General features: G+C 59.4%; 23 protein-coding genes and 2 pseudogenes. 13 read left to right on the top strand and 12 right to left on the bottom strand.

Annotated features, from left to right (window positions below; genetic code table 11):
* Positions 1–25 precede the first annotated feature (25 nt).
* Both dcm and vsr read left to right on the top strand, forming a co-directional pair.
* Positions 26–1,198: a DNA (cytosine-5-)-methyltransferase gene (gene dcm / locus FJ967_RS21860; RefSeq protein WP_140733880.1), complete on the top strand. Its 1,173-nt coding sequence runs from the start codon at positions 26–28 to the stop codon at positions 1,196–1,198.
* Positions 1,195–1,614: a DNA mismatch endonuclease Vsr gene (gene vsr / locus FJ967_RS21855; protein ID WP_140733879.1), complete on the top strand. Its 420-nt coding sequence runs from the start codon at positions 1,195–1,197 to the stop codon at positions 1,612–1,614. The genes dcm and vsr overlap by 4 nt, the downstream gene beginning before the upstream one ends.
* Here vsr and FJ967_RS21850 read toward each other — a convergent pair.
* The 3 genes from FJ967_RS21850 to FJ967_RS21840 form a co-directional block, all read right to left on the bottom strand.
* The gene (locus FJ967_RS21850; RefSeq protein WP_140733878.1) at positions 1,573–2,415 is read right to left on the bottom strand and encodes a hypothetical protein; all 843 of its coding nucleotides are present in this window, start codon (positions 2,413–2,415) and stop codon (positions 1,573–1,575) included. The genes vsr and FJ967_RS21850 overlap by 42 nt on opposite strands.
* A gap of 266 nt (positions 2,416–2,681) precedes the next feature.
* A complete protein-coding gene (locus FJ967_RS21845) occupies positions 2,682–2,921 on the bottom strand; it encodes a helix-turn-helix transcriptional regulator (protein WP_245265603.1) in 240 nt (79 codons plus the stop codon).
* Between the two features lie 246 nt (positions 2,922–3,167).
* Positions 3,168–3,404, bottom strand: coding sequence for a helix-turn-helix domain-containing protein (locus FJ967_RS21840; RefSeq protein WP_032909948.1), 237 nt, complete (start codon positions 3,402–3,404; stop codon positions 3,168–3,170).
* A 165-nt stretch (positions 3,405–3,569) separates the two neighbouring features.
* On the opposite strand from FJ967_RS21840, the gene FJ967_RS21835 reads away from it, so the two are divergent.
* Positions 3,570–4,082 (top strand): helix-turn-helix transcriptional regulator, encoded by a 513-nt coding sequence (locus tag FJ967_RS21835; protein ID WP_181176077.1) that lies wholly within the window; start codon positions 3,570–3,572, stop codon positions 4,080–4,082.
* A 16-nt stretch (positions 4,083–4,098) separates the two neighbouring features.
* On the opposite strand, the gene FJ967_RS21830 is transcribed toward FJ967_RS21835, so the two are convergent.
* The 4 genes from FJ967_RS21830 to FJ967_RS21815 all read right to left on the bottom strand — a co-directional run bounded on the left by FJ967_RS21830 (position 4,099) and on the right by FJ967_RS21815 (position 7,754).
* Positions 4,099–5,352, bottom strand: coding sequence for a CapA family protein (locus tag FJ967_RS21830; RefSeq protein WP_140733876.1), 1,254 nt, complete (start codon positions 5,350–5,352; stop codon positions 4,099–4,101).
* Positions 5,353–5,426: 74 nt separating this feature from the next.
* Complete coding sequence (locus tag FJ967_RS21825) at positions 5,427–6,275, bottom strand: transporter substrate-binding domain-containing protein (protein ID WP_140733875.1); 849 nt, start codon at positions 6,273–6,275, stop codon at positions 5,427–5,429.
* 53 nt (positions 6,276–6,328) lie between these two features.
* Positions 6,329–7,081, bottom strand: coding sequence for an ABC transporter permease subunit (locus FJ967_RS21820; RefSeq protein ID WP_140733874.1), 753 nt, complete (start codon positions 7,079–7,081; stop codon positions 6,329–6,331).
* Positions 7,082–7,094: 13 nt separating this feature from the next.
* A complete protein-coding gene (locus FJ967_RS21815) occupies positions 7,095–7,754 on the bottom strand; it encodes an ABC transporter permease subunit (RefSeq protein ID WP_140733873.1) in 660 nt (219 codons plus the stop codon).
* A gap of 272 nt (positions 7,755–8,026) precedes the next feature.
* On the opposite strand from FJ967_RS21815, the gene FJ967_RS21810 reads away from it, so the two are divergent.
* The 3 genes from FJ967_RS21810 to FJ967_RS21800 all read left to right on the top strand — a co-directional run bounded on the left by FJ967_RS21810 (position 8,027) and on the right by FJ967_RS21800 (position 11,430).
* Complete coding sequence (locus FJ967_RS21810; RefSeq protein WP_140733872.1) at positions 8,027–8,944, top strand: LysR family transcriptional regulator; 918 nt, start codon at positions 8,027–8,029, stop codon at positions 8,942–8,944.
* 275 nt (positions 8,945–9,219) lie between these two features.
* On the top strand, positions 9,220–9,462 hold the full coding sequence (locus FJ967_RS21805; protein ID WP_140733871.1) for a hypothetical protein: 243 nt from the start codon (positions 9,220–9,222) through the stop codon (positions 9,460–9,462).
* 24 nt (positions 9,463–9,486) lie between these two features.
* Positions 9,487–11,430, top strand: a complete 1,944-nt coding sequence (locus FJ967_RS21800) for a recombinase family protein (protein WP_140733870.1) — start codon at positions 9,487–9,489, stop codon at positions 11,428–11,430.
* Positions 11,431–11,769: 339 nt separating this feature from the next.
* Here the strand turns inward: FJ967_RS21800 and FJ967_RS21795 are convergent, their stop codons facing one another.
* Together FJ967_RS21795 and rocF are read right to left on the bottom strand one after the other, a co-directional pair.
* Positions 11,770–12,825 carry an ornithine cyclodeaminase gene (locus FJ967_RS21795; RefSeq protein WP_140733869.1) on the bottom strand — a complete coding sequence of 352 codons (1,056 nt, stop codon included), beginning with the start codon at positions 12,823–12,825 and terminating at the stop codon, positions 11,770–11,772.
* Between the two features lie 2 nt (positions 12,826–12,827).
* The gene (gene rocF, locus FJ967_RS21790; RefSeq protein WP_140733868.1) at positions 12,828–13,760 is read right to left on the bottom strand and encodes an arginase; all 933 of its coding nucleotides are present in this window, start codon (positions 13,758–13,760) and stop codon (positions 12,828–12,830) included.
* A gap of 136 nt (positions 13,761–13,896) precedes the next feature.
* Here rocF and FJ967_RS21785 point away from each other — a divergent pair.
* Positions 13,897–14,336, top strand: a pseudogene (locus FJ967_RS21785) (Lrp/AsnC family transcriptional regulator).
* Between the two features lie 245 nt (positions 14,337–14,581).
* On the opposite strand, the gene FJ967_RS21780 reads toward FJ967_RS21785, so the two are convergent.
* From FJ967_RS21780 to FJ967_RS21770, 3 genes are all read right to left on the bottom strand, one after another.
* Positions 14,582–14,851, bottom strand: coding sequence for a M20/M25/M40 family metallo-hydrolase (locus FJ967_RS21780; protein ID WP_246675343.1), 270 nt, complete (start codon positions 14,849–14,851; stop codon positions 14,582–14,584).
* Positions 14,852–15,037: 186 nt separating this feature from the next.
* Positions 15,038–15,202, bottom strand: a complete 165-nt coding sequence (locus FJ967_RS21775) for a hypothetical protein (protein WP_140733867.1) — start codon at positions 15,200–15,202, stop codon at positions 15,038–15,040.
* Positions 15,203–15,350: 148 nt separating this feature from the next.
* Positions 15,351–15,650, bottom strand: coding sequence for a PRC-barrel domain-containing protein (locus FJ967_RS21770; protein WP_140733866.1), 300 nt, complete (start codon positions 15,648–15,650; stop codon positions 15,351–15,353).
* 239 nt (positions 15,651–15,889) lie between these two features.
* Between FJ967_RS21770 and FJ967_RS33465 the strand changes: the two genes are divergently transcribed.
* From FJ967_RS33465 to FJ967_RS21745, 6 genes and pseudogenes are all read left to right on the top strand, one after another.
* Positions 15,890–16,054: a hypothetical protein gene (locus FJ967_RS33465; protein ID WP_181176075.1), complete on the top strand. Its 165-nt coding sequence runs from the start codon at positions 15,890–15,892 to the stop codon at positions 16,052–16,054.
* A gap of 213 nt (positions 16,055–16,267) precedes the next feature.
* Positions 16,268–16,971, top strand: a pseudogene (locus FJ967_RS21765) (Crp/Fnr family transcriptional regulator).
* A 382-nt stretch (positions 16,972–17,353) separates the two neighbouring features.
* Complete coding sequence (locus tag FJ967_RS21760) at positions 17,354–17,800, top strand: DUF2231 domain-containing protein (protein ID WP_181176072.1); 447 nt, start codon at positions 17,354–17,356, stop codon at positions 17,798–17,800.
* Positions 17,797–19,146 (top strand): sorbosone dehydrogenase family protein, encoded by a 1,350-nt coding sequence (locus tag FJ967_RS21755; RefSeq protein ID WP_181176070.1) that lies wholly within the window; start codon positions 17,797–17,799, stop codon positions 19,144–19,146. Before FJ967_RS21760 ends, FJ967_RS21755 begins: the two co-directional genes overlap by 4 nt.
* Positions 19,147–19,329: 183 nt before the next feature.
* The gene (locus FJ967_RS21750; RefSeq protein ID WP_140733864.1) at positions 19,330–19,521 is read left to right on the top strand and encodes a hypothetical protein; all 192 of its coding nucleotides are present in this window, start codon (positions 19,330–19,332) and stop codon (positions 19,519–19,521) included.
* A 79-nt stretch (positions 19,522–19,600) separates the two neighbouring features.
* Positions 19,601–19,783, top strand: coding sequence for a hypothetical protein (locus FJ967_RS21745; protein WP_246675342.1), 183 nt, complete (start codon positions 19,601–19,603; stop codon positions 19,781–19,783).
* Positions 19,784–19,789: the final 6 nt, after the last annotated feature.

Genomic DNA, 19,789 nt, shown 5'->3' with positions numbered 1-19,789 from the left:
AAACAGATGGAATCGGAGGAAGCGCGTGAAGGTTGCGGGACTGTTCGCGGGTATTGGGGGATTGGAGCGCGGCCTCGCAAAAGCGGGGCATGAGACGAAGCTGCTCTGCGAAATCTGGGAGCCTGCGCGTGCCGTTCTCGCCGCGAGAATGCCCGACGTGCCATGTGAGTTGGACGTTTGCGACCTAGAGACGCTACCGCAGGAAGTCGAACTGCTCGTCGGTGGATTTCCCTGCCAGGACCTCAGCCAGGCCGGATTAACGGCAGGTATTGGCGGCGCGCGGTCGGGCCTAGTCGGAGAGGTATTTCGGCTGATCGACAAGCAGCGCGTGCCATGGGTCGTGCTTGAGAACGTGTCGTTCATGTTGCAACTGGATAAGGGCAGCGCGATGCGCATCTTGATAGATGCCTTCGAAGAGCGCGGCTATCGTTGGGCTTATCGCGTAGTAAACAGCCTTTCGTTCCTTCCGCAAAGGCGCGAACGCGTCCTCTTCGTTGCGACTACGTCGGACGTTGATCCGGCTTCGGTCGTTCTCGCCGACGAGGCAGAGCCTCGGCTCGCGCCGACCGATCTGGACGCGCGCGCACACGGTTTCTACTGGACGGAGGGCGTGCGCGGACTGGGCTGGGCGCCTGACGCTATTCCAACACTCAAGAACGGATCGACGGTCGGCATCGCATCCCCGCCGGCGATCCTATTGCCGTCCGGGGAGGTCATCACGCCGGACATCCGAGACGCCGAACGGTTTCAGGGCTTTCCCGAAAATTGGACATTGCCGGCAGAAACGGTCGGGCGCGCATCGCTTCGTTGGTCACTCATTGGCAACGCTGTCTCTGTTCCTGTCGCCGAGTGGCTAGGCGGGCGGCTCGCTGAGCCGGGATCTTACTATGCAAGCCGGGACGCTGACCTCCCAGCGAATGGCCGTTGGCCTAGAGCTGCTCGATTCGATGGCGATCGTCGGCATGCAGTTTCCATAAATGCATATCCACGTTGGGATGTGCGGCCAGCCCTGACGGATTTCCTTCGATATCGCGGTAAGCCGTTGTCGGCGCGTGCGACGCGGGGTTTCCTCTCTAGGACTGAGCGAGCTGCGCTTCGGTTCGCCGACGGCTTCCAGGATCGTCTGCGGTACCATCTCGAACGCATGGAGACGCCGGAGCGCACGAACGACATGGGACTCGCCGTCGCCGCGGAATGAGGGCGCCACGACCAGACCCCGACACATCGGCGCGGATGGCGATGGTCCGACAGAGAGGTACGGAGATCGAAGCGACGGTAGCGACCGTCCTTCGCGAGTTGGGCCTCCGCTATCGGAAGAACGTCAAAAAGCTCCCTGGCAGCCCGGATTTTGCCAACCGCTCGCGCAACTGGGCCGTCTTCGTCAATGGCTGTTTTTGGCACCATCACACCGGCTGCCGAAGAGCCACCATCCCAAAATCCAACAGCGACTTTTGGACGACGAAATTCCGCGACAACCGACGTCGAGACGCGCGGGCTATCCGCCGCCTTCGACAGGACGGCTATCGAGTAGTCGTAATTTGGGAATGTGAGAGGGACCGCATTCGCGCCAAGTTAGGCAAGATCCTTGAAACGTGTCGCATAGATTCCCGATAGCCGCGCGATCATCGTGTCGTAGTGATAAATATCACCGGGCTGAGGCGCAGGAGGTGTCTTGATCAGTGCGACTGGCGTCCCATCGTTTGGCATGTCGATCACTACGATCGAGAGCGCATCGTAACCGACGTCGCCGACCTTGGATCGACGGGGCAGCTGTTTGATTTTGTCGATCGCAAGTTGGGCGTCTCGTGGCTGCTTGTGCTTGCTCCACTCCGGATCGGTTGCCCGATTCTTCTTGTTGAGATCGGGGCTGAGATAATGCTCGGCGATGTTTACCATCGTGAACCCGACCGCGATCGCCTGTTCGCTCGACCCGTGAACCGTGAGATGTGAAGAGTTTAGCTCATCATAGAGCCGTGGCAGAGCGCGCTGATGCGCAGTCATGCATGCCTTCGCTTCGAGCGCCAAGATCACTGACCCGACTGGTGCCCGGACAAGTGTCGGAAGGCCATTCAGGATCGCACGCTCGCCTGCTGTCAACTCGATATCATAGCCGGCGGCGATGCTTGCAAGCGTATCCTCGGTCGCAGATCCACTCGGCATGCAAAGGACGAGATCGAGATTCTTTTTACGATCATGCACGAAGTCGCGCATCTCATGATTGATGCCGAAGCAGACGACGCCCGCTTCGACGTGGCGCCGCAGAAGCGGGGTTGTCGCGAGTAGATCGAAGACTACCCCCCAGCAAGCGACTTTCGAATGATGATCACTGCGCGAATGATATTGCCAGAGGTTACCAGACCGGTCACGACGTGTTGTGGAAGACAATGTCCGAATGAGGATTTCCGGCCCGTGCATCGTGTTCTTCGACCTCCGGGACTCTGCGCGACGGTCTACTGGCCGCCATTCTTCCCGAATCCACTTCAAAGTTTGAGGGCACGTTACGAAACGAGTCAATGCCAGCCGAGATCATCGACCAATTAGAAGGTTGAATTCATCATTTCTGGGTCGCGTCTTCCCCGGCGCAGCCTTATCCCACCCGAGCTTCCTTGAGCTCTTCTACGACGGCTTCGCCATTCGCAGAATGAAACGAGCAAATCGTTCGAAGCGGAGCGTTCGGCGCGCTATCGCCGTTTGGCCAGGCGCACACCGGCACCGCCGCCGTTTTCCGGAATAAATTCTATACCGGCAGCTTCGAGCGCTTCGCGGATGGCACCGAGGTTGTTGCGATGTGGGACGCGCAATCCTCGTTCGAAATCCACAACCGTGGCGCGCGAAACACTTGCAGATTCAGCCAGCTCAGCTTGGCTCCAGCCTAGCATCGCTCTGGCGCCTCTGCATTGCTCCACGGAAATTTGGCTCATTAGGCAAAATCAGACTTTTTGGTTGACTCTGGGGCGAATGTCAGCTTAAATGGCTGAGGTTAGACAATTTGCAATCAAGTCGACGGACGGATGTGCGGCATCCGCCCAAGCTAAACACAGCCAAGCTTCAAAGAACTCGGATCATGGCTGATTCCGACAATACCACGACTTTGCCTCTCGTCATCCGCAGGTTGCTACTTGCGGGAAGCGCAATTGCGACAACATATCTTTACGCGAACGGGACATTCAAACCAGAGGATCTAAGAGCCTTACACCTTCACCTTTTTGGCCAGCGGACAAGAATTCGACACCCGCTTTTATCAAAGCCGCCTCAATGGCCTGCAAAGTGCTGATCCGGGAATCTACCTTGCCATTTTCCAACCGGACCAGCGCATTCAGCGACACAATTGCCTTGTCAGCAAGCTCCTGCTGCGACCAACCAAGCAAAGCCCGTGCGGCTCGAATCTGTCGTGGACTGACCATGAGTCCACAATCGGCAGGCAGATTTTCTTTGCCACCTATAGGGTAATTTTGCACCCTATAAGGTATATTAAATGGCGATTCGATCTGCAGATAACATCGGTGCGATGAGCCAGCTGCGTACGTGACAGACTCTCTATCGACTGACTTGTGGAGGATCAAACGGCCTTGTTGAAGCCGCAGCGCTCCGTCCTCCTTCGGACAGGGCCGAAGCCAAAGATCGACAGTGACCCTCATCCCGCCGATCAGCATGTTGGCAGGCAGATCGCGACCGTTCGTGTCCAGTCGGATGTGTCCCAAGCCCAACTGGCCCGATCCATCGGCATCAGCTTCCAGCAGCTCCAGAAATACGAGAACGCGCGGAATCGCGTGAGCGCGTCGATGCTCTACGAGATCGCCAGATCGCTCGGTGTTCCTGTCGGCCGCTTCTTCGAAGGCCTGCCGGGTAACGATGAGACCCGCGTCGAGGCGCGGCCCCTGCCGGTCGATGAGCGCCTGGATTTCATTGCCAGCGCGGACGGCCGGCGCCTGATTGAGGGGCTAGTAAATCTTCCGCCGCGTGTGCGCGGTCGCGTCTCGTCCCTGATCGCAGCGCTAGGAGAAGAACTGGCCCTGCCAGACACAGAGGCGAATAGCAAAACGGCCGGCGAATCCGCGCCGGCCGAATGCAAGACCATCTGACGGCCGGTCGGGCCTGTCAGCCGAATTTTCGTGCAGCGGGCAGCGCGATGCGGCCGCAAGCCGAGGACACTTCCATTTCGACGCCAAACGCCCGCGAGCGGGTCGCGAATCCCTCGAGGATGTCTCGCGCCGCGCTCCCAGTGACGGCGACGGGTACCGATCTGCCCGTTGCCGATCCGAGAGACTGGGGGTCCGCGCCGATCACGACGGGCAGGAGATCTATTTCTGCGAGGTTTCCGCCCGCATCATAGCGGCAGGCGGCGACGATGCTTTGCCAGACTTCCGGTGGATCCCATTCGGTCTCGTCGGGGTGCACGTGGAATAGGAAATTTCCGAGGCCGTAGAAGATCGGCGAGCCATTGTAGATTTCCACCGCTTGCAGCACCGGAGCGCCGTGGCTGACGAAGAGGTTGGCGCCGGCGTCGATGCACATCCGCGCAAAGGTCTGCACCCAGCGCGGTACATCCTGCCAACCTGGTTCCCAATGATGGTGGTGCAGATAGGCGATGACGAAATCGCCTTGAGCCGCCGCGTGCCGGATGCCGGACAGATGGACACTCGCGCTGCGCTGATCGACTTCGATCATACGGCCGAAGTCGGCGGCTTGCGTGAACACGGTGCCGTAGAAATTAATCTCCGTGCCTGCCGACACCGCCACCGGGTCCTCCGGTTGCGCATAGTTGGCCAGTTCAAACGGGGAGCTTTGCAAATGCGCGCCAAGCTTTGCCAGCCTGCGGAAATGTCCGTCCGGCACCCCCATCTTGCGAACGGTGTTCAGGCGATTGACGCCGGGCCGAGCCGGCCGGAAGGCCGTACGGTCTTCGGCATACATGTTGGTCGGGCCGGGGCCTGCATCCATCGCAAGAAGCGCGACCTCACGCGCGCCCAGCCGGCGGCGGCCCGGGTTCCTCGCATCAGTCTCGTCGGCCCCGATGCCGGCATGCAGGAAACCGCGCGCTTCCACCTCCTCCAGCGTCGAGAGGATGCCGCCAGCTCCGAGATCGAAGGCGTGATTGTTCGCGAGCGCAAGCGCGTTGAAACCGATGGCCTGCAATGCGTCGAGCACTTCAGCCCTGGAATATCCGAAGTATTTGCCCTTGGTCGGCCACCCGCCGTGCTTGCCGAGGATCGTCGACTCGAAGTTGGTGAAGACGACGTCGCCTTGGCGCAGGAAGTCCGTAACCGCGATGAAGCGTTCGTCTTTGACGTCACGGATGTCGTGCTTGATCAGGGATTGGCCGGTAACGACCACGCAGAACTGGTTTTTCATGGGGGCTCGCCTTGAAGGAGGGGAGGGCGCCGGCGTTCCGGCTGGCGCCACGTCAATGTCGAAGTCGGTTGCGCCTATTGCGAGACGGCCGGTGAGATATCGCTTTTGAACCATTTCAGGCTCAAGGCCTTGATCGTCCCATCCTTCGTAGCCGCCTCGATTGCCGCGTTGAACTTGGCGAGCAACTCGGCATCGTCCTTGCGCATGCCGGCGCCGACGCCCGGCCCCCAGAGCCCACCCTTCAGTTCCGGCCCGAAAAACACCACATCCGAGCCGGCAGGCGTCTCCAGGAAATCCCGCCAGGTGAAATAGTCGGCGAGGCCGCCGTCGATGCGACCCGCGGCAAGATCGAGCTTCATGTTGTCCTGGCTGTCATAACTGCGAATGGTCACGACATCGCCCAGCATTTCCTTCACGACTGCTTCCGAATTCGACGAGCGCAGGGCCCCGATCGCCCTGCCGGCGAGTGTCGATCTGAGGCGTTCGATGGTCGCCTTTTCCTTGGCCCCGAGGCTTGAGAGGTTGACCTTCTCCTTGATGTCGCCAGGATCGAGACCCAGGTCCTTGCGCACAACGAACTGGTTGAAGCCGGTGGCGTAGGGAACGGAGAACGCAATCTTCTGCTTGCGTTTTTCCGTGATCGCCATGCCAGACATGATCACGTCGAACTTGCCGACAAGCAGTGCCGGGATGATCCCGTCCCAATCCTGTGGGACAAAGGTACATCTGATCTCGATGCGACGACACAGCTCCTGTCCAACATCGATATCGTAGCCGTAGAGCTGACCGTTCGCATCGGTGCCGTCCCAGGGCGGCGAGGCGCCTTCAGTGGCAATGGATATGACGCTCTTGCTTTCGGCACTGGCCGGAAATGCCGACATCAGGGAAGCGATAGAAACAGCAATAGCCAGGGGTATACGCATGATGCACCTCTTCGTTGGTGTGGGTGGAATGGGCTGCCGAAAAAACCCGCGGGTTAGGGCAGGGGCGTCGTCGTGATCTCGTGATCAGGTAGGGCGGGGCGCAATCGCGCTTTTCGTCGACGCACAGGATGGCCGTCGGTCGAAAGCCATCGCTCCAGGAGTTGGATCGCTTTTACGGCAATCGAGGTGAGCGATAGGTAGATCGCTCCGGCGACGATGAAGATCTCGTACGGTGCGAACGTGGTGGACACCATCTGTCGCGCCATGCCGGTGATCTCGAGCAGCGCTACGGTGCTCGCCAGGGACGAGCCCTTGATCATGCCCACGACCTCGTTGCCGTAGGCCGGGAGCGATATCCTGAAGGCGATCGGGAAGGTGACCAGGCGAGCGATCTGGAAGCGTTTCAAGCCGAGAGACGTGGCCGCCTCGGTGACACCCTTCGGTACGGACTGGAGACCTCGGCACAGGATCTCGGTGGTATGTGCCGCGCTGTTCAGCGAAAATGTAAGCAGTGCGCACCAAAAGGGGTCGCGCAGGATGACCCAGAAGATGCTGGATCGCACCGCCTCGATCTGAGCGAGGCCATAATAGAGCAGGAACAGCTGAACAAGCATCGGCGTGCCGCGAATGACGTAGGTGTATGCGAGCACCGCAAGCGAGAGGCCGGGACGTCCGAATGCGCGGATGAAGGCCAGCGGCACGGACAGAAGAAATCCGGCCGTTAGCGACAAGACCGTCAGGGTCAATGTGAGACCGACGCCCGAAGGCAGGACAACCATTGCGTCAAACATCAGGCCGAGGTTCATGGGTCGCTCCCTCCTACCGGCCGAGGGCCGGATAGCGCCGCTCAGCCAGCCGGATCGACAGCAGCGTGACGGTGGTCAGCGAGAGGTAGAGAGCGGCGGCCGCAAGGTAGAAGGTCAATGGTGCGCGTAAGGATCCGGCCCCTACATACGCGACGCGCATGATATCGGTCAGACCGACGATCGAGACCAGGGCGGTGTCCTTGAAGAGCGAAATCCAGAGATTGCCATAGGCAGGCAGCGCCAACCGCAGCATCTGCGGTCCGATGACGAACATCCAGCGCTGCCAGGCGTTCAGCCCAAGCGACTTTGCCGCTTCGGTTTGACCCGCTGGCACCGCCGCGATCGCGCCGCGAAACACTTCGGTCGCATAACCGCTGAAAACGACCGAGAGAGCGATAACGCCTGCGGTGAATGCGTTCACCTCGACATACCGGCCGGCGATCTTGCTAGCGAGGGTCGTTCCGCCGAAGTAGATGAGCAGGATAATGAGAAGTTCTGGTACACCACGGACGACCGTGGTGTAGGCCGTCACGACGCTGTTGAGGCGCGGCTGTGCCGTGCCCTTTGAAATCGCCACGAACAACCCAAATGCCGTACCCAGGCAGCCGCTGACAAGGGCCAGGCTTATGGTCACGGTGAGTGCGGCAACAAACTGAGTAGTAAAACCACCCATGGGGCGCGTTCCTCGACTCGCAATTACCGCAGGATACGCCGGCCTTTGTCAGAATGACCAAGCCGTATAACCTAAGGTTGCGAATTGTTATATTTATAATGTGGAGTTAATTTTAGATATTGTCTAATTCTAACGGATGAAATTACATACTCAATCTATAATTTTTATTCTTTTATCTATAACGTGCCGTTATATACTGATCCGGCTCGTTGCTCCCCAGGTTGGCGTTATCCGCGTCACGGGTGGCGTTGTCACGAAAAGGAGCGCAGGCAATGGAGTTGCTGCAGAGCGACCTGAAGCTCCGTCAACTGAAGGTGTTCCGAGAAGTGTTGCGGGCCGGTTCGACAAGGCGAGCAGCGGTTGCGCTCGGGATTAGCCAGCCGGCCGTCAGTCAACATGTGAAGCAACTCGAGACCACGCTCGGCATCACGCTCTTCAAGAGATCAGCCAACCGCATCGTCCCCTTGCAGGAAGCCTGGGAACTCCTGCGAAACGTGGAACTTGCCCTGACGTCCCTGGATCGCCTGGAAGCGTCGATCTTCGCGATGAAGAACGAGGAAAAGCAGCGGATTGCGATTGCCGCGCCTTCTGTTTTCGGGTTCGTGACCTTGCCCAAGGTCGTGGCGATCATCCACGCAAAGACCGCTTCGAACGTCCGGTCGATTTCTGGAAGCTACGAGCAGATCGGCGAACACATACTGTCCGGGTATGCCGATCTCGGAATCTCCAGGTTGCCGCTGGATCCGCGCCTGTTTGAATGGGCGCCCCTCGGGTCAGCACGCAACGTGTGCATCTTTCATCCCGACCACCGGTTTTCAAAACAGACCTGTATCGAGGCTCAAGACCTGGCCGGCGAAACGATCGTCGACATCGATCCCCAGTTCGCCGCCCACCAGATGAACTTCAATGCATTGCGCTTCGCCGGCGTTGAGCCAGACATACTGGTGGAATTCGATTGCAACGGTCACGAAGCCGGATACGTTTCGGCTGGCCTGGGCATTTCGATAACCAATGAGATTATTGCGCGTGAATATGCGGCGTTTCACCTGGGAATAAGGCCAGTGGAGCCGTCCGCGCTCTATCACTACGTTGCGATTTGGCAGAAGGGCAGGACCTTTTCGAACGCACTGAATGTCTCACTCGAGGCGCTCATTGCTGCGTTTTCCACGGGGCCCCCTGCGCGAGGTTGACAGATATTCCTCCCGAAGCGCCAGAAATTGCGTTTGTTCCCGGTAATATTTCCAGAGAGATGAAGCCTGATAGAGGAAACGGAGCGGCGGATGGGCAGATTCGATAATGTACCTGACCGGCGAGCCATTTCCCGGTTATTGCGCTACGCGGAAGTGCGACGCAATCCGCCAGGATGGTTGAATACCACAGCGGGCATCCGTCCTTGCACTTTAGAAGTTGCCGATAGTCGTCTGGTGCAGTTCAATTTTGTGCCGATTGTCGGCACAATGGGGCGATGCGCCACAACATATTTCCATCGCCTGCCTGGCAAGGCCATTTCGATCTCTATGACTACGCCAGCGGTAGCAGTGTGCCGGATGCACGGCGTCGGCGCCGCGCAGGACGGGTTGCCGAGGATGGTCGCGACCTCAATATCTCCGATGACTGGCCGGACCGAGTCCCGGTCACTGACGTCGAACTCGATGTCTTCGAGGTTCAATTCGGGGCGTTGTTGGACGAACTGTTGCGCCAAACATAACATTTCTAAAAAGGGAGGTGTCGCATGACCCTCACGGTCATCAACGCCTTGCCGTCATCAGGGCGCGCGGCTTTGTATTTGAGAGTTTCGACTGGTCGGCAAGCCGAGCACGATCTTTCGATTCCCGATCAGCGACGTCAGCTCCAATCCTATTGCACAGCGAAGGGAATATCCGTTGTTGCGGAGTTCGTGGAGGCCGGCGCATCGGCAACAGACGACCGCCGGCCGGAGTTTCAACGGATGATGGACGCAGCGGCGCAAAAGCCGGCTCCGTTCGAGTTCATTATCGTGCATTCATTCTCGCGCTTCTTCCGCGACCAGTTTCAGCTTGAGTTCTATGTGCGCCGCTTGGCGAAGAACGGCATCCGGCTAACATCCACCACCCAGGATCTCGGTGACGATCCGATGAGTGTGATGATGCGCCAGATCATGGCGCTCTTCGACGAGTATCAATCGAAGGAAAACGCCAAACACACGCTTCGAGCTATGCGTGAGAATGCCCGGCAGGGCTATTGGAATGGCTCCCGCGCGCCCTTTGGCTACAGGATCGTCGCTGCCGAGCAGCGCGGCTCGCGGACGAAGAAGAAGATCGAACCGGATCCCGCACGAGTCGGTACCGTCCGCCTGATGTTCCGCCTCGCGCGCATTGGCGCGGGAAACGGACCCATGGGGGCGAGGCAGATCGCTGACTTCTTGAACATTCGAGGCATTCGGACCCAGACCGGTGGACGGTGGGGTGTTGGCGCGGTGCATCAAATTCTGACGCGTGAGACGTACATTGGACGCCACCGCTTCAACGTGGCCAGTTGGCGCAAGAAACAACAGAACCCCGACGATCAGGTGGTTGAAGTGATCGTCGAGCCTATCGTCGACCCTGAGGAGTTTGCCGAGGTCCAGCAAATGATGCGGTCCCGAAGCCCGCAGTTGAAAGCGCCCCGATTCGTGAGCGGAGGCACCTTGCTGGGTGGCGTCTGCTTCTGCGCTGATTGTGGTGGGGCGATGACCCTGCGTACATCGGGTAGGGGGAAACAGTATCGCTACTACACCTGCTGCACGGCAGCGCGTCAGGGAAAGACCGGATGCCGAGGACGCACAGTCCCCATGGAGGAACTCGATACGAAGGTCGTTGCCTATATGGAGGATCGGCTACTGGAGCCAGCCCGGCTGGAAGAGTTGCTGTCGGGGTTGATAAAGCGGCGCGACGAGCAAGCGGAGCGGCGAAAGGGCCGAGTCGCTGAGCTGAAGAGGCAGGCTGCGGACGCCGATGCCAAGCTCACGCGATTGTACGAGGCGATCGAAACTGGCCTCGCCGATTTGGGTGATACCAATCTTAAAGGGCGAATCGGTGAGCTGAAGCAAGCCCGAGACGCTGCGCGTGCCGACGCTGAGCGTGCAGAAGTGCGCACGGAAAGCGGGGAAACCACGATTACGCCGGAGTTGCTTCACCGGTTCGGCCTAGAGGCGCGAAAGAAGATTCGAACGGATAATGGGTTCAGCCGTCACTACGTGCAGGCGCTAGTGCAGCGGATTGAAGTGGGAGATGCCGAAATTCGGATCACTGGCTCCAAAATCAAACTCCTGCAGACGCTTGCCACGGAGCAGGGCGGCTCGGGAGTGGAACCGCGTGCAAGCGGCGTTCGCAGTTTTGATCTGAAGTGGCTCGCCGGGATCGGTGAAGCCGCGAATTACGAATTCGCTATAGCTCTTCGCCAGAATGCGCCGCAAGCACTCAAGATGCGAAAACGCGACCGAGACCGTGCGGAGGCACTTCGCCTTACGGGTGTTCCCCAGCCGTCACTTCGCGACCAAGCTGTTGCTCTGGCTCGCAAGGGCGGTGAGGTGCGGACCTGTGAGTTGTCAAATGCAGGAATCCCCCGCTGTTACTTGTCCCGGATGTGCAAGGAAGGCCTGCTCGTGAAGGTCGGCTACGGGCGGTATCGCGCCGCGGTGGTAGATGCATCATCTTGAGGCGCAGGCGACGGCACGGCAGTGTGAAATACGATTTTCACGCTGAGAGGTGTTACGATCTGATGCGGATCCGCGCACGATTTAGGTAAGCGATATCCGGACAGTAGATTTCCGAACATATTTTCGGACACCAAGGGGTTCTGTCCACAGCCAAACGCCCACCGTTTGCCGATGGACGGAAACGGTCATTTTCCAGACAGACCGATGTCGCTTTTAGAAGAGCAAAATACAATCCCTATCACGAAGGTTGGAACGACTGCCTTGCTCTCTATTTCGGTCGTTGAGGTCAACTTTGCGTCCGCCTGCCCGACGACAACGGATTCGTCTTGGTCGAGGTCCTTACGCTGCCGGCTGCAAGGCCGCCCGCAGCAGCAGGCCGAAGAGATCGCGCGGCTCGTCTGGATCCGCCAGCAGGTCGAGCTCCTCATAGAGGCCGGTCGCTTGCAGTTGGTCGCGTACATAGCGCAGGGCCGAGAAATCCTCGATGGCGAAGCCGACCGAGTCGAACAGCGTGATCTGCTTGGCGTCTCGGCGGCCTTGCGCCTTGGCGGCGATCACTTGCCAGAGTTCTGTCACCGGATAGTCGGGATTGAACTGCTGGATCTCACCCTCGATGCGTGTCTGTGGCGGGAACTCAACAAAAATGTCGGAGCGCAGCAGGATATCCTTGTGCAGTTCAGTCTTGCCGGGGCAATCGCCGCCGACGGCGTTGATGTGAACACCGGAGCCGACCATGTTGTCGGTGACAATGGTGGCGCACTGCTTGTCGGCGGTAACGGTCGTGATGATCCCGGCACCTTCAACCGCTTCCTGCCCGGTTGCGCAGATGGTGATGTCAAATCCCATGCCAGCCAGATTCTTCGCGCATTTCCGCGAGGCGGACCGATCGATGTCGTAGAGCCTGAGCCGATCGATGCCGGTCAGTGCCTTGAAGGCGATCGCCTGGAATTCCGACTGGGCGCCATTGCCGATGATGGCCATGGTGCGCGCGCCGCGCGGTGCCAGATACTTGGCCGCGACAGCGGACGTAGCGGCGGTGCGCAGCGCAGTCAGGATGGTCATTTCGGTGAGCAGCATCGGGTAGCCGCTGCCAACATCGGCGAGCACGCCGAAGGCGGTGACGGTCTGCAAGCCCTGGCGCATGTTCTTCGGATGGCCGTTGACATATTTGAAACCATAGAGGCGCCCATCGCTTGTCGGCATCAGCTCGATGACGCCCTCATGGCTGTGCGACGCGATGCGGGGCGTCTTGTCGAAAAGCTCCCAGCGACGGAAGTCTTCCTCGATGTAGCCAGCAAGCTCGGTCAGGAAGCGCTCGACGCCGATGGCGATCACCAGCTTCATCATGCGGTCGACGCTGACGAAGGGGACGATGTTCAGCTTTGCCGTGGTCATGATCAAAAGCTCCCTGAATGGCTGCGGGTCGGACGGTCCATGATGCGGCGGCCCATCAGGCTCGCCGTCAGGTCGACCATTAGCGTCGCGGTTCGGCCACGTTCGTCCAGAAACGGATTCAACTCGACAAGGTCGAGGCTGGAGACGAGGCCGCTGTCGGACAGCATCTCCATCACCAGATGCGCCTCGCGGAACGTCGCGCCGCCGGGAACCGTGGTGCCGACCGCCGGCGCGATGGAGGGGTCGAGGAAGTCGACGTCGAGACTGACATGCAGCAGCCCATCCTCATCTGACACACGCGCCAGGAAGGCGCGCAGCAACGGCGCGATGCCATGCTCGTCGATGGCGCGCATGTCGTGCACGGTCACGCCCGCCTGATTGAGCGCACTGCGCTCGGCCGGGTCGACACTGCGCAGGCCCATGGTGCAGATACGCTTGGGATCGACTGCTGCCGGCAGATCAGGGAAATAACCACTAAAGCCCGGCTGGCCGCTGGCGTAAGCGAGAGGAACACCGTGCAGATTGCCGCTGGCGGTGGTGTCGAGCGTGTGGAAGTCCGGATGCGCGTCGAGCCACAGCACGAACAGCGGGCGCCCGGCCTCCGTGGCGCGACGGGCAAGACCCGACACGGTCCCCGCCGAGATCGAATGGTCGCCGCCGAGAAAGATCGGCATGGCGTCCTCGCTCGCTGCGTAGGCGGCCTGGGCAATGGCGGATGTCCAGGCCGATATCTCGGGCAGGGCCTTCAGCGCCAGATTGCCATGCACAAGGCGCCTTGCTGGAAGCGGCTGTACGGCGCCCATATCCTCGACGGCGTGGCCGAGGCCGGACAGCACCTCAGCCAGTCCGGCGGTCCGCAGTGCGCTCGGCCCCATCTCGCATCCCATTCTGCCGGCACCGTCCTGCACCGGCGCCCCAACGATTCGGCAACGCATTAATTTCCCTGCGGTCCAAGTTCGAATGACCGCGAGGGGACCATGGCGAGCTGGCGATCTGAACAGGTAAAATTGGCAATCCGGAAAGCTTAGTTTATCACAGTGGTAGCTAAATTGATCAAAATGGTAACCCGTCATGGATGCACTGGACGAACGGATCGTGACCCTGCTGCGACATGATGCGCGGCGCAGCGTGTCAATCTCGCCGTCGATCTCGGCGTCTCGCGCGCTACGGTCAGGGCGCGTATGGAGCGGTTGGAGCGATCCGGCGAGATTATCGGCTACACGGTGGTGCTGCGCGCCGACGCCGTTGCTCAGCGCATCCGTGGTATCATGCTCATCGAGATTGAGGGTCATGCCGCGGACCGCGTGGTACGGACGCTGGGCGGCTTCCCCGAAGTCTCGACCGTCCATACCACCAATGGCCGCTGGGATCTGGTGGTCGAGCTTGGGACGGCATCCCTGACCGATCTCGATGCGGTGCTGCGCCGCATTCGGCTGATTGCCGGCATAACGGGCAGCGAAACCAGTCTGCTTCTGGCCACGCCACGCACGACACGGGCACGACTGACTTAGGTTTGAAAACGGAGCAGTCGGTCGACGGTTGAAGAACTGACCAATCGGAATGTCTTAGTATCCCAGAGCCAGCACGGATGTGAAAATCACCAACGCAACCAAAAGAGTTGTCGCCGGAGTCCGCCATGGGGATAGGAGAAGGAAACTTTGAGATCTCGTAAATACGGGCTGGCGTGCGTGCCTGCTGCGAGAAGGGTTCATTGGAAATTTCTCTGCATTGTAGCTGCTTAACAATAGGCCAGCTTTTAGAGCGTCCCTGCCAGTACCTTGATGCCATCGGCGATGTCGCCGATTGAGGAGAATTCCTCGGGCGTGTGGCTCCGGCCGTCCTTGCTCCTGACGAATATCATGGCGGCGCGAGCGATCCTGGACATCTGTTGTGTGTCATGGCTGCCGCCATTGGACATCGCGCCAAGGTTTATGCCCTGCTCCTCTGCTGTGGCCTTGATTGCCGCGACGATCTCGGGGTGACAGATCAAGGGCTCCAAGCCACGATAGATTTCATCGACATGCAACCAGACACCCGCCGACGGAACTCGATTTTGGTTGCATGGCGACGGCTGGCCCGCAGGCGCGTATGTGCTGCTGCAGAAGAGTTTGTCCGCCAGCGCGGCCTCGTCGGGATCGGCAACAACCGGCGAGCCCGCTACGGGATGCGGTCCGGTGGCGGACTCATTAGTTGAAGTTGACGCTAGCCGCGCCTATCCCTCGGCTTTGAAATTCTTGGCCTCCTTCTCGACCTCCGGACTGTCCTTCCCGTGCTTCCGTATGAGGTCTTTAGCCTGTTTAGGTGAGACATCGGTGGTCTCCGCCAAACGTTGTGCTTTCTTATCTTTGCTCTCTATGTTCGCCTTTTTGGCCATCATGGCTGTAACTCCGTGCCGGTTATTTTGGAGGTCAACGGGACGGTGCTCGCCAAGTCTCCTCGGGCTGCAGCCGGCCTCAGGCCACACGCCGGTACAGGTGATGAGAGCGGCCAAGCGACCGCTCTCGGTCAAGGCGAACCCGTCGGTATCAGGCGTCGTGATGCTCGGGCATTTTCTTGAGCTCGTCTTTGGTCCAGTTGGTCACTGCATGGACGTCACCGTCTTCATCGCGCATGAATTCCAACTGGCTCGCGGGCACGGCCACCGGTTTGGCGCCGATGCCGAGAAAGCCGCCGACATCGATAACAACTTGGCTGGAGGCTCCAGAGCCGTGGACATGCGAAACGCTGCCGACCTTGTTGTCGTCGGCGTCATATATCGTGGCATCTTCCAGAACGTCGGGCGTCAGTTCAGTGCTCGCAAGGCGCACATGATTGGTATGGTCCATCGTTCGAAACTCCTAATTGGGGTGGGACATTTTGAACCTCCCAGTGACGCAATTGTTCCGAACGATTTTGGGAGATTTGGAGTAAGTGGGCGTGCGAACCGCCCGTTCGGTCGCACCTCGAATTGACTCGCAAGTTTTGGTACGAAAGCGTACATAAGCAAATCGTCAGAGGCGCAATGCGGGCGCTGACGCTTGGGAGCGACCATCGCACTCCTGCCCATCACGAGGCATAGGATGTCATGGCGAACGAACCCGAGCGGCCCGGTCCGCCGCAAGCGATGGTCCGCGCAATTGCGCGCGAATCCGGCGCTACTGAACAGCAAATCCGCGAAATAATATCGCTGGTCAGGTTTGATCGTGCCTCCATCCTGCGGGAAGCTCGTCTCCTGGCGAAAGATGGTTAGCCATCCGAAGCTTCGATTTTTCGCGACAGTAACTGTCGGTTTCGTCCCAACATGCTGGCCAACCTAGTGCTGCGCGAAGCGCAGTCTATGGTTCGGCACCGGCCGCTCGTTCAACGGGCGCGGCCGGCTAAGAGATCCCAGTGCTCTTGCCCTCAGGGAGAGCGTCTCGTGGATCATCAGGTCCTGCAAGCCAGGAGCGAATTGCTGCGCCGCATGAACGCGGACGATTTTGCGCGCTTGCAGCCACATCTCGAGAGCGTTTTTCTGGAGTTGCGCACGCCGTTGGAGACTGCAGATCGAAAGATCGAAGCCGTCTATTTTCTTGAAAGCGGGCTAGCCTCAGTGGTGGCGAAGACTTCAGGGAAAGAGGAAGCGGAAGTCGGAATCATCGGGTTCGAAGGCATGACCGGATCGGCATTGATCATGGGGGACGACCAGGCAAACTTCGATTGCTATATCCAGTCGACGAGCGAGCCTTGCGGATAGCTACCGGCCCATTCCTGGCGGCCTTGGAGGACAGCCCTACCTTGCGGCCGTTTCTGTTGCGCTACGTCCAATATCGCCATGTTCAAACGAGCTACACGGCATCGGTCAATGCCAGACACAGCTTGGAGGTCCGATTGGCGAGGTGGCTACTGATGTGCGGTGACCGGACTGTCGGCCATAGGCTTGTCATAACCCATGAATTTCTTGCCATCATGCTCGGTGTCAGGCGCCCCGGAGTCGCCGTTGGTCTCCAGCTCATCGAGAGCTATGGCTATATCCGTGCCCGCCGCGGCGAAATCACGATCCGCGATCGCGATGGCCTTCTGAAGTTGGCGCAAGGGTCTTACGGCCCTCCCGAAGTCCAATATCGCCGGCTTGTCGGAGATTTGAGTTCAAAGACCCCTTCAAGACAGGAGCGGCCGGGCGCTTGAATTGGAGTACGGCGGCGGCGCCTCTCAAACTGATTGGATCAGGTTCATTTCGAAGTGGCCGGCACTATGATGCCGGTGAGACACCATTGCCTGAGCCAGCGCGCCGGCCACTGCGGCATGGTTTGGGGATGCCGCGTTGCCAAATCTAGTCAGCGCCAGGCAGCAAGCAATCTAGGCCCAGCGGTTTGGTAAGAACCGTACATAGCCACCCGCCTGGGGTTGTTCGATCGATGCAGGATGTCCGTAATCAGCGGTCGCCGACCTCCAAGATCAGATAGCACGCGGGCTGTCAGCATCATCACGAGTTCTTGAACGCAGAACGGTGCGGGAACCTCTCAACCGCAAGTTGGTTTGGAGCAAGAGCCGGCTTTGAAGATGGAGGATGTCCTTGGCCATTGCGAAATCCATCCTGGTGGTCGCCAAGCGTCCGCTTCACAAAACACCTATGGCAGTCGCCAATGCGTGTTTCATTGGCACCTTGCTGACGGATGTCACCTATTGGCGAAGCGCGGAGATGATGTGGGCTGATTTTTCCGCTTGGCTGCTTTTCGCTGGCCTGGTCGTAGGCGTGCTCGCGGTTTTGGCAGCGCTTGTCGATTTGTTCACCGGTCGACTTTCGGCTGCGAGCAGGCCCGTATGGCCATATTTTTTCGGCAGCTTGGCCGCGCTCGCGATGTCGCTTCTCAATGCCCTTGTGCATAGCCGTGATGCTTGGACGTCGGTCGTGCCGACAGGGCTCTCGCTGTCGGCCGCGGCCGTGATCGTCCTGCTCTTCGTGGGGCTGCTGGGATGGCGCTCCCGCAGTGCCCACGTGGAGGTGGTCGAATGAGTTCCGTGTTGTCGTCCAGCAGATATATCCGGCGCGTAGCAGGTCTCGGTTTACTGTGCGGATCGCTTCTGGCGCTGCCCGCATGCAGCGACGAAGAGCCGGATCCAGGCGATCAGGTCGGGCCGAACCCGACGTTGCCGGAACCTGCCCAATATCTGGTTCCGCCCATGCACGTTGCGTCAATCATCGGCTGGAAACCGGATGAAAAACCGACGGTCGCCAAGGGCCTCCAAATCCAGGCTTTCGCCAAAGGCCTGAAGCATCCGCGTTCGCTCTACACATTGCCCAACGGCGACGTTCTGGTCGTCGAATCCGTGGCGCCGCCCGGCGCCGCGATCAAACGGCCGAAAGACCTGATCATGGGTTGGATCGAGTCGATGGCCACCTCGGGCGGCGGCACCGAAGGAAGCAACCGCATCACGCTGCTGCGCGATACCAACGGCGATGGCGTGCCTGACGTCCAGGACGTGTTCCTCGACCATCTCAGTTCGCCCTTCGGTGTGGCCCTGGTCGGCAACGATCTCTATGTCGCCAACACCGACGCCATCGTGCGTTATCCCTACACGCCTGGCGACACCAAGATCACGGCGCCGGGCACTGTTTTGACGCCGCTTCCCGGCGGGCCTATCGATCACCATTGGACCAAATCCTTGGTCGCCAGTCCTGACGGATCGTTGCTCTATGTCGGCGTCGGCTCCAACAGCAACATCACCGAGAATGGCATCCAGGCCGAAAAGGACCGGGCCGCCATCTGGGAGGTCGACAGAACCACCGGGCGCTATCGTATATTCGCAAGTGGACTGCGCAATCCCAACGGGCTGAGCTGGGAGCCGCAGAGCGGGGCGCTGTGGGCCGTCATCAACGAGCGCGACGAACTCGGTCCCAATCTTGTTCCCGACTACATGACATCGGTCAAGGATGGCGCGTTCTACGGTTGGCCGTACAGCTACTACGGCCAGCATGTCGATCCGCGCGTGATGCCGCAGCGGCCGGATCTGGTCGCCAAGGCGATTCCTCCGGACTATGCCTTGAGTTCCCATGTGGCGCCTCTGGGTCTGGCCTTCTACGCTGGAACCAACCTTCCCGACGCCTATCGCAACGGCGCGTTTGTCGGCGAGCATGGCAGCTGGAATCGCAAGAAGTTCAACGGCTACAAGGTCGTGTTCGTCTCCTTCAAAGATGGCCACCCCGACGGCAAGCCACAGGATGTCGTCACCGGTTTCCTTGACAACGACAATCAGGCGCATGGACGGCCAGTGGGCGTTGCTGTCGACAAAGCGGGCGCGTTGTTGATCGCTGACGATGTTGGCAACACCGTCTGGCGAGTGACATCGGCAAGCCAGTAGCCATGCATCGGAATCGAGCGCTCAAGGCTTTGTGTCCTCCGTATCGAGAATTCCCAGCTTCACGAAAGTTGGGCGAGGACAAACCGCTTGGTAAGATTCGTGCAGTGAAAACGCATCAAATTTGAATGACGAAACTGCGGGTTGGTGGGATAATTCTGGTTTCGTGAGCCTTGGGAGGATGCCGTGGATAACCCCCAAAACGGAAGCAATGCTGTAGCACAGATTGAGGTCGTTGAAGCGTGCGGCGAATGGTTCGTGCGAGTGATGAACGATGGCCAGGAAACCACCAGTCAGTTCGATCTCGAATCCCTAGCGCTTGCCTATGCCGAGGGCCAACGGCTCCGCCTGAAGCTCGAGGCGATCAGGCGCCTCTAAGCGCCGTCGAGTTTGGCAACCGGTCAGATGGGCCAAAGCTATGGCGATAAATCCTGAACCAAACAACATTGCCGCATCGGTGGACACCGTCCTCGACGAGGTGATGGAAAATCCGTTCCTGTCGATGCAGGCAGCCATAGCCATGTTGCGCGAACGGACCGGGACAAGCCGATCGGATGCCGACCTGAAGGGCTTGATCACCAAAAAGGCGGCCGTCCGTGGCGTTCAATTCTTCGACGAGGGAAGCAGCGCGGCTACTTGAACCAGG

Origin of the sequence: Mesorhizobium sp. B2-3-4 (genome assembly GCF_006442315.1) — a bacterium.
GTDB lineage: Bacteria > Pseudomonadota > Alphaproteobacteria > Rhizobiales > Rhizobiaceae > Mesorhizobium.
This window is presented reverse-complemented; position numbering and strand designations above follow the sequence as displayed.